Consider the following 13,621-nt stretch of genomic DNA (forward strand, 5'->3'; position numbering starts at 1 on the left):
AACCGGTCAATCCCTAAAATTTTCAGCGAATTCCCCTCACGCGAACGTGGCGACCTTAACGAATGGGATGTCGGAAGGCGCTACCTTCCGGCCCATGACGACCCAGACCACATCCCCCTCCGGCGCGGCGCCGGACCGTCAGTTCGTGCGCGTCACGATGCTCGTGATGTGCGTCGGGTTGATCATTGCGCTCAGTTCGCATCTGGTTCTCGAGCGCGCGCTGCACTGGGAGCGTGTCGCGAGTGAAATGGCCCTTGCAAGTGCCAACGAAGCCGCCGCGGCACGAACAGTGATCACGACGGCCGATCGCCTGACGATCCTGCCCATTGGCCCCGAAAGCCGCAAGACGCGTACACGGCTTGCTTGGGACATCGAGCGCCTCGCCACCGCCTCTGAGCGGCGCACGGCAATGTCGCGGGAAACTATTCCGCGTGATGAAATGCTCACCAATGACATTTCCGCCGTCATCACCGCAGGTCTTGCCATCGCGCGTGATGAACGCGGTGCCGCAAAAGGTGCGCGCGTCCTCTCTGAACGCATCGAGAACGACATTCTACCGAAGCTCGACCTCATCGCCGTGACCGACCGCGCCGAGGCGGATCTCAGCCGCACCCGCTGTCTCTGGGCTCTCGCGGCGTCGCTTCTCCTGCAGGTGGGAGCAGGCCTCTCGCTCTACTTCCTTCTCGTCCGCCCAACCCGGCGCAAGATCGAGACATGGGTCGCCAAATCCTACGAGACCGATCGCGAAAACCGCTTCCGGCTCCTGCACGATCCCATGACCGGGATGCCGAACGGCGCCTACCTTCATGCCTACATTTCCCGCCTCGCACTCGGGGCCGAGCGCCGCAGCACACAGACCGCCGTGATGCGGATCGATTTCGATCGCTTCAAGATCCTGCGCGAAGCGCTCGGGACACGTGTCGCTGACGAGGTGATCCGCATTGCTGCCCGCCGCGTCCAGCAATGCCTGCGCGGTGGCGATTTCGCCGCCTATCTCGGCCAGGACGATTTCGTGGTCGTGACCGGCGATCTCGAAGACGGAAACTCGGCCGCGGCGATCGCGGGCCGCATCCAGGCGGCACTCACGAAGCCCTTCTCGATCCGTGGCGGCGCGCGGCGACTCTCCTGTTCCATCGGCGTGACACTCATGTCCGACGACGAGGCCGACCCGGACCTCATACTCGCCAATGCCGCTATCGCGCTCTCGGAGGCCCAAGCCGAAGGCATGGGCCTGATTCGCTATTTCAGTGCGAGCCAACGAGAAGAAGTCCGACGACGCGAAACCCTCTATGCCGAGCTTGTCCACGGCCTCGAGAATGGCGAGATCATTGCCTATTTTCAGCCTCAGATCGACCTCGCCACCGACATGCTCGCAGGTTTCGAGGCGCTCGTGCGCTGGAGGCACCCCAAACGCGGCCTGCTTGCACCTGGTGCCTTTCTCGATTTCGCCGATCAGACCGACCTTACCGAACGTCTCGGCGAAGTTGTGCTTACCCGCGCGCTCGAAGCACTGACCGCCTGGGATGCCCAAGGGCTCGCGGTGCCTAGGGTTGGGGTGAACTTCGCCCTTGCCCAGCTTCGCAATCCACGCCTCATCGAGAAGATCAAATGGGATGTGGAGCGCTTTGATGTCGAGCCCCAGCGCCTCGCGATCGAGGTGCTTGAAACGGTGCTAATTAAGAGCGACGCGGACATGGTCGTCCGCAACTTGAGGGGTCTTGCGTCCTCCGGCTTCGTGATCGAGCTCGACGATTTTGGCACCGGACATGCCTCGATTTCCAACCTGCGCCGCTTCATGGTCAACCGGATCAAGATAGACCGCAGTTTTATCCTCGGCATAGAGACGAGCGCCGAGCAGCAGCAGCTCACTGCGTCGATGATCGCAATGGCCGGAGCGCTCGGCATCGAAACACTCGCCGAAGGCATTGAAACCGCTGAGGCCCAGTCGATGCTCGGCAAGCTCGGCTGCGACTTCGGGCAGGGTTACAAGATCGCAAAGCCGATGTCGCTCGAGGAGACGTTCAACTGGCTGCGCACCCATTGCGCGGCCGCCGAACAGGATCAGGAGGCTGACGCCTCAGCCCGTGTTGATCCGAATACACCTTGACCTTTCATTGCAGCCCCTGTTGAACCCCTGTCAGATTTCCCGCATCTGACCGGAGCCGTTCTTATGGACGACCAGAACAGAAACTTGATCTTGGCGACCGCGCTGAGTTTCGCCGTCATCTTGGTCTGGTTCCTGCTGTTCCCGCCTCCCGAGCCGACCACGCCCCCCGAAACGGCTCAGACGGAGGTTCAAGCAACCGAGAGCGGCACGACTACCGGCGTCGCGGTTCCCTCTGGTACCGGCGAGCAGGCCGGAACGCCCCAGATCGCGCCCGTGGAGACGAAGACTCGGGCCCAAGCGCTGGCCCAGACGCCGCGTGTGCCGATCGAGACCGCGCGCCTTAGCGGCTCGCTGTCGCTCGTCGGCGGTCGGATAGATGACCTGAGCCTCAACAAGTATCACGTGACGATCGCGAAGGACTCTCCGAACGTTACCCTCTTCACGCCCGCGGGCGCACCGGAGGCGTATTATGCGCTCTACGGCTGGGCGCCTGCTGGCGGGCTCTCTTATGACGCCGTTCCGGGCCCGACAACGCGCTGGGAAGTCGAAAGTGGCACCACGCTCAGCGAAGACAATCCGGTCACCCTGCGCTGGGACAACGGCAACGGCCTGATCTTCCGCCGCACCATCTCGGTCGACGATCATTACATGTTCACCATGACGCAGTCGGTAGAGAACACGACCGGTGATGAAGTGCGCATGGCGCCTTATGGCATCATCGCCCGTCACGGCACCCCGACAAATCTCAAGAACTTCTATATCCTCCACGAAGGCGTCATCGAGATGGCCGATGGCGAGCTTGAGGAGCTCAAATACAAGAAGGTGGTTGATCTTCCGGTTGATCCGGGCGAACGCGCCGCCGCCGAGCGCCGCGACATTTCCAGCAATGGCTGGATCGGCTTCACCGATCATTACTGGATGTCGACGCTTATTCCCGACCCCGGGCAGTCCTTCACCTCCGTCACGAAATACACCCAAGGCAACGACACCTTCCAGACGGACGTGAGGCTGCCCGTGATGACCGTCGGTGCCGGCACGACCGAGCAGATGAGCACCTATCTCTTTGCCGGTCCGAAGGAATGGGAAACCATCCGCTACTACCAGAACGATCTCGGCATCGACCGTTTCGTCGACTCGATCGACTGGGGCTGGTTCTTCTTCCTCACCAAGCCGATCTTCCGTGCGCTCCACTTCCTGCATGGCGTGCTCGGCAACATGGGCCTTGCGATCATCTGCCTCACGCTCTTCATCAAGGCGCTGCTCTTCCCGCTCGCCTACAAGTCCTACGTCTCGATGTCGAAAATGAAGAAACTCCAGCCTGAAATGGAGCGGATCAAGGAACAGGCGGGAGACGACCGGATGAAGATGCAGCAAGAGGTCATGGCCCTCTACAAGCGCGAGAAGGTCAACCCGGCGGCAGGCTGCTTGCCGATCCTGTTGCAGATCCCGATCTTCTTCTCGCTCTACAAGGTGATCTTCGTCACGCTCGAGCTGCGCCAACAGCCATTCTTCGGCTGGATTCACGATCTGAGCGCACCTGATCCGACCTCAATACTAAACCTTTTCGGTCTTCTGCCCTTCGCGCCTCCAGGCCCCGGCAGTTTCCTTGCGGTATTCTCCATCGGCGCATGGCCGATCCTCATGGGGATCTCGATGTGGCTGCAGATGAAGCTCAATCCAGCTCCCACCGACAAGACGCAGGCCGCGATCTTCAACTGGATGCCGCTGATCTTCACCTTCATGCTCGGCCGTTTCGCATCTGGTCTGGTGATCTACTGGTTCTTCAACAACATCATCACCTTTACCCAGCAATTCATCATCATGCGCAGCCAGGGCGTGAAACCAGATCTACTCGGCAACATGTTCGGCCGTCTGCGGAAGAAGACAAAGGCGCAGTAAGGAGTGGAAGCCCGGGTCACCAGCCTCTGGCGCCACCCGATCAAGGCGCACGGGGCCGAGGCAATCTCGGCCTCGGCCTTTGAGGCCGGGCAAACGATGCCTTGGGATCGAGTCTGGGCGATCGTTCATGATGCCTCCAAGGTCGGCAATAGCGTGATCGGCTGGGTTCCATGCGTAAACTTCAGCCGCGGCGCCAAGTCCCCCTCCCTTATGGCAATCCGCGCCCAAACTGACGAGGCAACCGGCCAAATAACCCTCACTCATCCAGACTTGGCGCCACTCACCGTCAATCCCGATGATCCCGCGGAAGCCGTGCGTCTTATCGACTGGGTTCTGCCACTTTCCAATCCCGGCCGGGCGCGGCCGAGTCATGTCGTGCGGGCGGGCGGGAATGGCTTCACAGACAGCCGCTTCGCGTCTGTCGCAATCCTCAACCGCGCGAGTCTCGCGGATCTCTCCTCACGGACTGGCTGCGATCTCGCGGAAGAGCGCTTCCGTGGCAACATCTGGCTAGAGGGCCTCGCCCCTTGGGAAGAATTTGATCTCGTGGGCCGCGAAATCCGAATCGGAACCGCCACATTTGCCATTCGCGAACGCATCACCCGATGCATGGCAACGGCCGCCAATCCCGAGACCGGACGGATCGATGCAGACACGCTCGGTACCTTAGAAGCGAACTGGCACCATCGCGACTTCGGTATTTATGCTGAAGTGACCGGCAGTGGACGGGTCGCACTCGGCGACATAGCCACCCCCGCATGACCGGACCCTCCCCCGAAGCGCTCCACCCCCTCGCGGATTTTCCCCGCGTTGTGTTTCCGCGTGCACTCGTCGCAGGCCGCACGAATGTCCATATCGGCGAGTTCTCCTATTATGATGCCCCGGCGGAGCCTGAGGCGTTCTTCGAGAGGAACGACCTCCACCATAGTGACTTCCTTGGTGACCGCTTGGTGATCGGGCGCTTTGTTGCCATCGCAAGCGGTGTGCGAATTCTGATGAATGGCGGAACCCTCGCCATTGCCGGTTTCTCCACCTACCCTTTCAATGTTTTCTGTGGCGCTTGGGCGCAGGGCTTCGATCCGGCCAGCCACAAGAGCGAAACGGTTGTCGGATCTGATGTCTGGATCGGCACGGATGCTGTTCTCATGCCGGGCATCACCATCGACCCCGGCGCCCTCATCGCCGCCCGCAGTGCCGTTATCCGCAACGTGCCGGCCTACGCGCTCGCCGCCGGAAACCCCGCTCGGATTGTGCGCCGTCGCTTCAATGAAGCCACGGTCTCACATCTCCTCGCACTAGCTTGGTGGGACTGGCCCGTTGACCACATCACGGCCCCTTTCGACGCTATCCGCGGCGCCGACATCACAGCACTCAAAAAGGCCGCTCCATGAAGGTTCCCTTCACCCTTGCCCCCGAGCCCGTGCAGGACCAGGCCGAAACTGGCCGTTTGCTCTTTGCGGGCCCCTGCGACTTCCTCAAAGGCGTCACCGCAATGGAGGCGCTACCCCCAGCCGACCGCCTTGAGGTCTGCTTCGCCGGGCGCTCCAATGTCGGAAAATCAAGCCTCATCAACGCTCTTACCGGCCGCAAGGCACTCGCGCGCGCCTCGAATACCCCGGGCCGGACCCAAGAGATCAACTATTTCACGCTGGGCGAGGCGCATTACCTCGTCGATCTGCCAGGCTACGGCTTTGCAGAGGCGCCGAAAGACGTGGTCGCGCGCTGGCAGACCCTTCTGAAGGCCTATCTCTCAGGCCGTCCGACACTCCGCAGAGCCTTTGTCCTTGTCGACGGCCGTCACGGGCTCAAGCCAGTCGATACCGAGATTATGAAACTCCTCGACCGCGCCGCCGTTACCTTTCAGGTGGTGCTCACCAAGGCAGACAAGCCCAAGGCGAAGGATCTTGAAAAGATCATCGAGGGCGTGAAGGCCGGTCTTGCGAAACATCCCGCCGCCTTTCCCGAAATCATCGTCACCTCGTCGGAGACCGGACATGGACTTGCAACCCTCCGTGCCACCATCGCCGGAATGAGCTGAGTGCCACCGGGCGCTCAGTAGCGGGTCCTAGAGACGTAGGGGCTGATGAAGCCCGCCTCACGTGCCACCCTGATCGCCTCGGAAGCCGCACCTTCGCTGCGGAACGGTCCAAGAAAGATCTGCCGTCCGAGACCCTCCGCGCCCACGCTGCGCGAATTGTAGCCGAGCGCGGCGAAATAGGTCGTCACCCGCGACTGACTAGTGAACCCATCGACAATTCCAGCCTGAACCGCGACCGGCGGATGAAGGGGCGTGCCCGAATCCGTCACCACATGCGGCGAGAGCCGTGCCTGAGCAGCGAGCAGCCCCTGCAGATCCTTCTGCCGGGTGATACAGCCATCCAACCGCAAGAGCTGCGCCTCGCGGGCGACAGTGGCATTCTGGTTGTAGGGGTCGAGGTGAGAATTCTGGAAATTTCGTCGCGCAGATTCGTAGGCCTTGAAATGCGCACGGCACACCTCGGGATCGCGCCAGCCCCTTGGAGGCGGGACCGCGGTGCAGGCCAAGGCCGCAAGTAGTACCACACAGCTGAGGAGCCCTCTCACCCGCCCGCCGGAGACGATCCGGGAACGGTTCATCCGACGAATGTCGTTACATAGGGATAGGCAAAGCCGCCCTCCCGCGACGCCTCCATTGCCGCATCCAGTGCCCCCTGCGTCGTGAACGGCCCGAGATAGACGCGCCGCCCAAGTCCCGGCTGACCGATCGAGCGCACTGTGACACCGCGCGCCTCGAAATATCGCTTTGCTCGCCCGTCATCGCCCATGTCAGTCACCACCCCGGCGTGGATCATCGTCGGGCCAATTTCCGACCCCGAGTTCACCACCGGCACGACTGGCCCTTCGAGCGTCAGATCAGCGCTCTTTGTCATGCAGCCCGCCTGCTGCAGACGAGCGATCGGAAACTGGAGCGCCGCCGGAACCGAAGCTCTGTCATCCCGACCTGTCGGCGTCGACATCGTTGCCTTGACCGTATCGAAATACTGGAACCGCGCCACGCAGCCGGATCCGGCATCCGCCTGCGAGACCTCCGTGCCGGATGTTCCGCCACTCGGCTCCGAACACGCCGCGAGCACAAGTGCCGCGGCTCCGAACAGTGAAATCCGTAGCATGGTCAGAGCTGCCTCCTTGTTTCCCGCCTCGCCATCCAGTATCTCGCCTCGGCAGTTCGCGGGCAAGCGCCATGGGCGCATTTCGGCAGGGAGAAGAGCGTGAGCAACAAGGAAGTGAAGAGCTCTGCCGCGCGCGAGCGCGATAACATGATAACGGCGCAGACGCTTTCCGAGGCGCTGCCCTATCTCCAGCGCTACGACGGCTCGACCATCGTAATCAAGTTCGGCGGCCATGCCATGGGCAATTCCGAGGCAATGAAGAAATTCGCCCGCGACGTCGTTCTGATGAAGCAGTGCAACGTCCATCCGGTGATCGTCCACGGCGGCGGCCCGATGATCAACGAAATGCTCGACCGGCTGAAGATTCCCTCCGAGTTCATCGACGGCAAGCGCGTGAGCAACGCCGAGGTCGTCGAGGTCGTCGAAATGGTACTGGCCGGCCGCATCAACAAGGGTATCGTCCAGGCAATCAACGCAGAGGGCGGCCAGGCTGTCGGCCTCTCGGGCAAGGATGCCAATCTGATGATTTGCGAGAAGGATCTCAAGACGGTTATCCGGGACGGGGTCGAAACCACAATCGATCTTGGCTTCGTGGGCACGCCGGTCGAGGTGAACCCCGACCTTCTGCTCGGCTTCGTCGGCTCCGACTTCATCCCTGTTGTCGCACCGGTTGGTATGGGTCGCAACGGAGAGACCTTCAACGTGAACGGCGATACCGCTGCGGGGGCAATCGCGGCCGCCATGGAAGCCGACCGGCTTCTGCTGCTGACCGATGTGGATGGCGTGAAGAACAAGGCCGGCGAAGTCATTTCCCAGATCACGGCGCAGGAAGTCCGTGACATGACGGCCTCGGGCGTTATTTCGGGCGGCATGATCCCGAAGACCCAGACGGCCCTCGATGCGATCGAGCACGGCGTTCGCAAGGTCGTGATCCTCAATGGCAAGAAGGATCATGCCGTCTTGCTCGAGCTCTTCACGGAGCACGGCGCAGGCACCTTAATCAGCGCGTCGTGATTTGACCTGCACCTCCCTCCGGGCAGCTTGGATGCCATGGAAAACGAAACCCTGATCCGTCTCGGCGCATTCGCCGGGCTGTTTCTTCTCCTCGCCGCGGCGGAGGCCCTGCTGCCCCGCCGCCCGCGCAGCCAACCCCGCGCCCGTCGATGGCTTACTAACTGGGCGCTCGTTCTCCTAAGCAGCCTCATGCTCCGGCTCCTCGGGGTCGCAATTCCCCTGCTCGCCACCGGAGCGGCCCTTGATGCCGCGGCGCGCGGCTGGGGGCTCTTCAATGCACTCGCCTGGCCTGCGGCGCTCGAGATCCTGCTCTGCGTTCTTGCCTTGGACCTGTTGATATGGGCGCAGCATCTCGTAGCCCACAAGATACCGCTGCTCTGGCGTATCCACCGGGTGCATCATGCCGATCGCGACATCGACGTTGCGACCGCCATCCGCTTTCATCCTTTTGAGATCGCTGTGTCCATGGTGCTGAAGGTCAGTGCCGTATACGCGCTCGGCGCGCCGGCGGTCGCAGTTATTTTCTTCGAGATCCTGCTCAACGGCATGGCCATGTTCAATCACGCCAATCTCGCGTTACCGCCCCAGTTCGATGCCGCACTCTGCCGGGTTATCGTGACGCCTGACATGCACCGGGTCCATCACTCGATCCATCGCGACGAACATGACAGCAACTACGGCTTCTCGCTCTCTCTTTGGGACCGCCTCTTCGGCACCTACCGCGCATCGCCGCGCGGCGGCCAGCTCGGCATGGAGATCGGACTTGGCCAATGGCAGGATACGCACCCCAACCGTCTTGGCTGGAGCCTCCTTGTGCCGTTCCGCAAACCATGACCCTCGCAGTCATCGAGGCCGCTGCAAAGGCCGAAGGTCTCGCACTCATGGGCGCTTTTCACACCGCACCCAGCGACAGAACACCTCCGGCCACCCGGACTCTCGTGCTGCTTGGCCCCGACGGCCGGGTCTTCTGGGAACGCTTCCGCCCGAGCCCGGAACAGTCCGACGGTCACCCCGATCCCATCGATCGCTGGTCTGAACGTGTCATTGGCGAACTTGCCAGTCGTTTCGACGCTCTGCCGCTCTTTCCCTTCACTGGCCCGCCCTGGCATCCCTTCACCAGCTGGGCGCTGCGCAGTGGCCGGGCCTGGACCTCGCCCGTGGTGCTCATGGTCCACGACCGTCAGGGCCTTTTCGCCTCCTTCCGAGGCGCACTGGCCCTGCCGACCAGGCTAGAGCTGGAGGCCACAAACGCCTCCGGCCCCTGTGAGACCTGCGAGGCCCCCTGCCGCACCACCTGCCCGGCAGGCGCGCTCGGTTTCGGCCGTTACGACACCGCCACCTGTCATCGCTTTCTCGATACATCCGCGGGCAGCGATTGCCTTTCCCGAGGCTGCGCCGTGCGCCGCGCCTGCCCCGTCGGTCGCGCTGCGCGCATCGATGCACAATCGGCCTTCCACATGGCCGCCTTTCATGGCACGCAGAAAAAATGAAACGCCTCATCCTCATGCGCCACGCCAAGTCGAGCTGGTCCGATCCGGAGCAGAAAGACATTGACCGTCCTCTCAACAAGCGCGGGCTCCGCGATGCGCCCGCCATGGGCAAGTGGCTGGCCGGGAAGGGCTATATGCCCGACCAGGCCTTGGTGTCCTCAGCAAAGCGCACGCAAGAAACCTGGTGCGGCGTCACCTCCGAAATCCCCGACTGCCTCGCGGAATTCCAACCGCAACTCTACCAGGCGGGGCCGGCTGCAATGATGACCGCACTTCAAGGCGCGCCAGCCACCGCAGAAAGCCTTCTCATGATCGGGCACCAGCCCGGCATCGGCGATTTTGCAAGGCGCCTGCTCGCCATGCCGCCCAACGATGGTGATTTCGACCGCTATCCCACGACAGCCACTGCGATCATCGACTTCAAGGCCGATGCGTGGTCCGCCATCGCGTGGAACTCTGGCACTCTCAAGGATTTCATCATTCCGCGCAATCTCACCTGAGCGCAGCTCTTTCCAGGAGCCAGGTCGAGTGCCACGCCTGCCGCCGCCGTCATGACTGAATCCCGCAAACGGATCACTCAGGAAACATTCATGACATCGTGATCCGCCCGCCCAGCCGCGCTGGCCACGAGTTGGGAATGCTTTTTGCGCTCCCGAGCCTCTGCGGGGGATCGTTCCACTTCATCCGCATCGCTATCCACGAGCCTCCACCGCTCACCATTGGATTCCTGCGAGTGGGCCGCCGCACTTGCTCTCTGGAGCTTTATGGTGGCCACCCCGCGCCGCGCGCGGCAGCTGGCTCGCATTTCTCGGAATGAGATTTCTCAACAACGTCCTGCCCTTCGGCCTCATCGTCTAGAGGCAGCAGACCATCGCCTCGGCCTCGCGGCGATCCTCAACGCGACGACCCCGCTCTTCACCTTGCTCGTTGCCGGACTGGTTCTGTTCGGCGACGAGCGCCCGGGCGCCCTGAAGCTGCTCGGAGTGGCGATTGGGTTGGCGGGATAATCCTGATGATCGGACTCGATGTGCCCGCGAGCCTGGTGTCCGGCAAGTTCGCAAAGGTCGCCGTGCTCTGTGGTGCGCTCAGATATGCGAGCGCCGAGGTTTTGGGTCGCCGCTTCGCCCGGCTCAGCGTCGCCTCGGCCGTCACCGCCGCAGGCCAAGTCACGGCCATTCTGCTCAGCATGCTTTTCTCGGCGAGCGACTTGAATGGATCGACGCAACAGGCATGATCTTGATCACTGCATGGCTCGCAACGATCGATGGACGGTTCCCCGCCTAGCTCGTCAGAGGAAGACAGCTGCGTTGTTCAACAGGATGATGCGGATTGCGTAGAGCGCAAAGATCACGATCAGCGGCGAGAGATCCAGCCCGCCCATGCTCGGCAGCACCCGGCGGATCGGCCCGTAGATCGGCTCCAGGACCCGATTGAGCCCGACCCAAATCTGCCAGACCAGTGGCTGGTTTCGATTCAGCACGTTGAAGTTGATCAGCCAGCTCATCACCACATGGGCGATCACGAACCACCACATAATGTCGAGGACGAGCAGAAGGATCTGTAGCAGAGACATCATGCGACGCGGTTCCGGTGGCTGCGGCTTGTATATGAACACTACCTAATCGTGCGCGCTCCCGCCCGCAAGTCCGGCCTTTGCAGAAGCGACGGCAGGTCTTAGAACGCTTATGCAGTGCCCTCTTGGGAAATCCCATGACTGAACGCCGCCAAAGCCGCGGCATCCTCGCCTGGATGCTCTTCGACTGGGCCAACCAGCCCTTCCAGACTCTCATCGTCACCTTCGTCTTCGCGCCCTACTTCGTGACGGCAGTCATCGACGATCCGGCCGAAGGTCAGGCACTCTGGGGCACGGCGATCGCAGTCGCGGGCGGCGCGACGGCGCTTCTTGCTCCGATCCTCGGCGCCATCGCCGACCGGACGGGTTCGCTCAAACCCTGGATCGCAGTCTTTTCGATCCCGTATGTGATAGGCTGCGCAGGGTTATGGCTCGCGATTCCGGCCATGCCGGCTCCCTTTCCTGTCCTCATGCTCTTCGCGCTTGCCTTTGCCGCATCGGAACTCACCCTCATCCTCACCAATGCGCTGCTGCCCCAGCTTGGCGAGGGCCGGACACTTGGCCGCATCTCCGGCTCGGGCTGGGCGCTTGGCTATGTCGGTGGCCTGCTCTCCCTTGTCTTGGTGCTTGCCCTCATTGCACCCGAACCGGGCTCAGAGCGGACCTTGGCGGGTCTCGCCCCCATTTTCGGCCTCGATCCCGCCGCGGGGGAACCTGCGCGGGCGACCGGGCCGTTGACGGCGCTCTGGTATGTCGTGTTTGCCTTGCCGCTATTTCTCTTCACCCCCGACCGCCCGCGCCGCGGCACGCTCGGCCCGGCCATCAGTGCAGGCTTGCGCGACCTCGGCAGCACTATCGCTCGAGCCCGCAGTCACCGCAACCTCTTCATCTACCTCCTCGCTTCCATGCTCTATCGCGATGGTCTTGCAGCACTTTTTGCTTTCGGTGGCATCTTTGCGGCGGGCGTTCTCGGCTGGGGCCTTTTCCAGCTTGCCACCTTCGGCATCCTGGCCGCAGGAGCCGGCGCGCTTGGCGCCTGGGTCGGCGGCAGGGCCGATAGCGCCTATGGTCCTCGGCCAGTTGTCACCACCGCGATATGGATGCTCGTCGCGGTCTGCATGACTGTTCTGGCGACCAGCCGGGAGAGTTTCGCCTTCCTCCCTCTTCCCGCAGGCTCATCGCTCCCCGATATCATCTTCCTGGCCGCCGGAGCGTTTCTGGGGGCTGCCTCGGGCGCGCTCCAGGCCGCATCCCGCACCCTCCTCATCGACATCGCGCGCGCGCGGATAGATAGCGCACAGGCGTTCGGTCTCTATGCTCTCTCGGGCCGTGTCACCGCCTTCATTGGCCCTACCCTCATCGCGACCATGACGGCGGTCACAGGATCGCAACACCTCGGGATAAGCCCTGTCATCCTCCTTTTCGTAAGTGGGCTCGTGCTGCTACAGTTCAGCGGAGGGGGCGAGCGACAGGAAACGAGGAAAAGGCACAGATGATCCGACACTGGTGTGCCGCAATCACCGCCCTGATCGCATCTGTAATACTTGCGATCTCCCCATCCGCCGCGGACGCTCAGGATGCGAAGGCCCTCTTTTCCCGCAAGAGCACCCCCTCACCGCACGATCCCTATTCCATCGGTCGCCATGCTCAAGGCTGCCTTGCTGGCGCGGTAGCGCTGCCCGAAAGCGGCCCGACCTGGCAGGCGATGCGCCTTTCGCGCAATCACTACTGGGGCAACCCGGAGATGATCCGCTTCGTGGAGGAACTCAGCCGTGCCGCGACAAAGGTCGGCTGGAACGGGCTCTATGTCGGCGATCTCAGCCAGCCCCGCGGCGGCCCGGTGCAAGGCCACGCATCTCACCAGATCGGCCTCGATGCGGACATCTGGCTCCTGCCACCGGGACGTCTCAATCTTACCCCGGCTGAGCGCGACAGCATCTCCTCGCTGAATGTTCGCTCATCCGACCAGCGCTCGGTCAACGGCAACTGGACCCGCGCTCATGCCCGCTTGCTCGAAGCCGCGGCGCGCGATCCGCGGGTCAACCGCATCTTCATCACGCCCCCTGTCAAGCTCAAGATGTGCGCCGATGCCCCGGCCGGAGACCGCGCTTGGCTCGGCAAGATCCGCCCCTGGTGGGGCCACAACACCCATTTCCATGTTCGGCTCAACTGCCCCAAGGGCGCTAAGGGCTGCGTCAATCCCGATCCGGTTCCGCCCGGCGACGGCTGCGCCGACGCCGTCTGGTGGGTGACCGACGCGCTTGGGCCGCCAGATCCCAAGGCGCCAAAGCCGAAACCCAAACCACCGCTTCGGCTTTCTGATCTCCCGCCGCAATGTGCCCAAGTGCTGAGCGACGAATGAAGACCCGTAGCCTTCTCCTCCTACTCC

The 13,621-nt window shown here is 62.6% G+C and carries 15 protein-coding genes; 12 read left to right on the forward strand and 3 right to left on the reverse strand.

Going from position 1 to position 13,621, the window contains the following annotated elements; all coding sequences use genetic code 11:
• Positions 1-94: 94 nt before the first annotated feature.
• The 5 genes from ACF66B_RS03680 to yihA all read left to right on the forward strand — a co-directional run bounded on the left by ACF66B_RS03680 (position 95) and on the right by yihA (position 6,044).
• Positions 95-2,107: a GGDEF domain-containing phosphodiesterase gene (locus ACF66B_RS03680; protein ID WP_162683316.1), complete on the forward strand. Its 2,013-nt coding sequence runs from the start codon at positions 95-97 to the stop codon at positions 2,105-2,107.
• Between the two features lie 63 nt (positions 2,108-2,170).
• Positions 2,171-4,006: a membrane protein insertase YidC gene (yidC, locus tag ACF66B_RS03685; RefSeq protein WP_111430499.1), complete on the forward strand. Its 1,836-nt coding sequence runs from the start codon at positions 2,171-2,173 to the stop codon at positions 4,004-4,006.
• A 3-nt stretch (positions 4,007-4,009) separates the two neighbouring features.
• Complete coding sequence (locus tag ACF66B_RS03690) at positions 4,010-4,768, forward strand: MOSC domain-containing protein (protein ID WP_111430498.1); 759 nt, start codon at positions 4,010-4,012, stop codon at positions 4,766-4,768.
• Entirely contained in the window at positions 4,765-5,397 is a 633-nt protein-coding gene (locus tag ACF66B_RS03695; RefSeq protein WP_111430497.1) for a CatB-related O-acetyltransferase, read from the forward strand. The genes ACF66B_RS03690 and ACF66B_RS03695 overlap by 4 nt, the downstream gene beginning before the upstream one ends.
• On the forward strand, positions 5,394-6,044 hold the full coding sequence (gene yihA, locus ACF66B_RS03700) for a ribosome biogenesis GTP-binding protein YihA/YsxC (protein WP_111430496.1): 651 nt from the start codon (positions 5,394-5,396) through the stop codon (positions 6,042-6,044). The genes ACF66B_RS03695 and yihA overlap by 4 nt, the downstream gene beginning before the upstream one ends.
• 14 nt (positions 6,045-6,058) lie before the next feature.
• Here yihA and ACF66B_RS03705 read toward each other — a convergent pair whose 3' ends face one another.
• Together ACF66B_RS03705 and ACF66B_RS03710 are read right to left on the reverse strand one after the other, a co-directional pair.
• Positions 6,059-6,502 carry a hypothetical protein gene (locus ACF66B_RS03705; protein WP_162683315.1) on the reverse strand — a complete coding sequence of 148 codons (444 nt, stop codon included), beginning with the start codon at positions 6,500-6,502 and terminating at the stop codon, positions 6,059-6,061.
• Positions 6,503-6,618: 116 nt separating this feature from the next.
• Complete coding sequence (locus tag ACF66B_RS03710) at positions 6,619-7,155, reverse strand: hypothetical protein (protein WP_111430494.1); 537 nt, start codon at positions 7,153-7,155, stop codon at positions 6,619-6,621.
• A gap of 147 nt (positions 7,156-7,302) precedes the next feature.
• On the opposite strand from ACF66B_RS03710, the gene argB reads away from it, so the two are divergent.
• From argB to ACF66B_RS03735, 5 genes are all read left to right on the forward strand, one after another.
• Positions 7,303-8,169 carry an acetylglutamate kinase gene (gene argB / locus ACF66B_RS03715; RefSeq protein ID WP_111430529.1) on the forward strand — a complete coding sequence of 289 codons (867 nt, stop codon included), beginning with the start codon at positions 7,303-7,305 and terminating at the stop codon, positions 8,167-8,169.
• A 36-nt stretch (positions 8,170-8,205) separates the two neighbouring features.
• Entirely contained in the window at positions 8,206-9,003 is a 798-nt protein-coding gene (locus tag ACF66B_RS03720) for a sterol desaturase family protein (RefSeq protein WP_111430493.1), read from the forward strand.
• Positions 9,000-9,659: a ferredoxin gene (locus ACF66B_RS03725; protein ID WP_111430492.1), complete on the forward strand. Its 660-nt coding sequence runs from the start codon at positions 9,000-9,002 to the stop codon at positions 9,657-9,659. The genes ACF66B_RS03720 and ACF66B_RS03725 overlap by 4 nt, the downstream gene beginning before the upstream one ends.
• Positions 9,656-10,159: a histidine phosphatase family protein gene (locus ACF66B_RS03730; protein ID WP_111430491.1), complete on the forward strand. Its 504-nt coding sequence runs from the start codon at positions 9,656-9,658 to the stop codon at positions 10,157-10,159. Before ACF66B_RS03725 ends, ACF66B_RS03730 begins: the two co-directional genes overlap by 4 nt.
• Before the next feature lie 512 nt (positions 10,160-10,671).
• Positions 10,672-10,893 carry a hypothetical protein gene (locus tag ACF66B_RS03735; RefSeq protein WP_111430489.1) on the forward strand — a complete coding sequence of 74 codons (222 nt, stop codon included), beginning with the start codon at positions 10,672-10,674 and terminating at the stop codon, positions 10,891-10,893.
• A 54-nt stretch (positions 10,894-10,947) separates the two neighbouring features.
• On the opposite strand, the gene ACF66B_RS03740 is transcribed toward ACF66B_RS03735, so the two are convergent.
• Entirely contained in the window at positions 10,948-11,235 is a 288-nt protein-coding gene (locus ACF66B_RS03740; RefSeq protein ID WP_111430488.1) for a YggT family protein, read from the reverse strand.
• A gap of 134 nt (positions 11,236-11,369) precedes the next feature.
• On the opposite strand from ACF66B_RS03740, the gene ACF66B_RS03745 reads away from it, so the two are divergent.
• Both ACF66B_RS03745 and mepA read left to right on the forward strand, forming a co-directional pair.
• Positions 11,370-12,728 (forward strand): MFS transporter, encoded by a 1,359-nt coding sequence (locus ACF66B_RS03745; RefSeq protein WP_111430487.1) that lies wholly within the window; start codon positions 11,370-11,372, stop codon positions 12,726-12,728.
• Complete coding sequence (mepA, locus tag ACF66B_RS03750; RefSeq protein WP_111430486.1) at positions 12,725-13,594, forward strand: penicillin-insensitive murein endopeptidase; 870 nt, start codon at positions 12,725-12,727, stop codon at positions 13,592-13,594. Before ACF66B_RS03745 ends, mepA begins: the two co-directional genes overlap by 4 nt.
• Positions 13,595-13,621 lie beyond the last annotated feature (27 nt).

Source organism: Amaricoccus sp. B4 (assembly GCF_043226085.1).
Lineage (GTDB): Bacteria > Pseudomonadota > Alphaproteobacteria > Rhodobacterales > Rhodobacteraceae > Amaricoccus.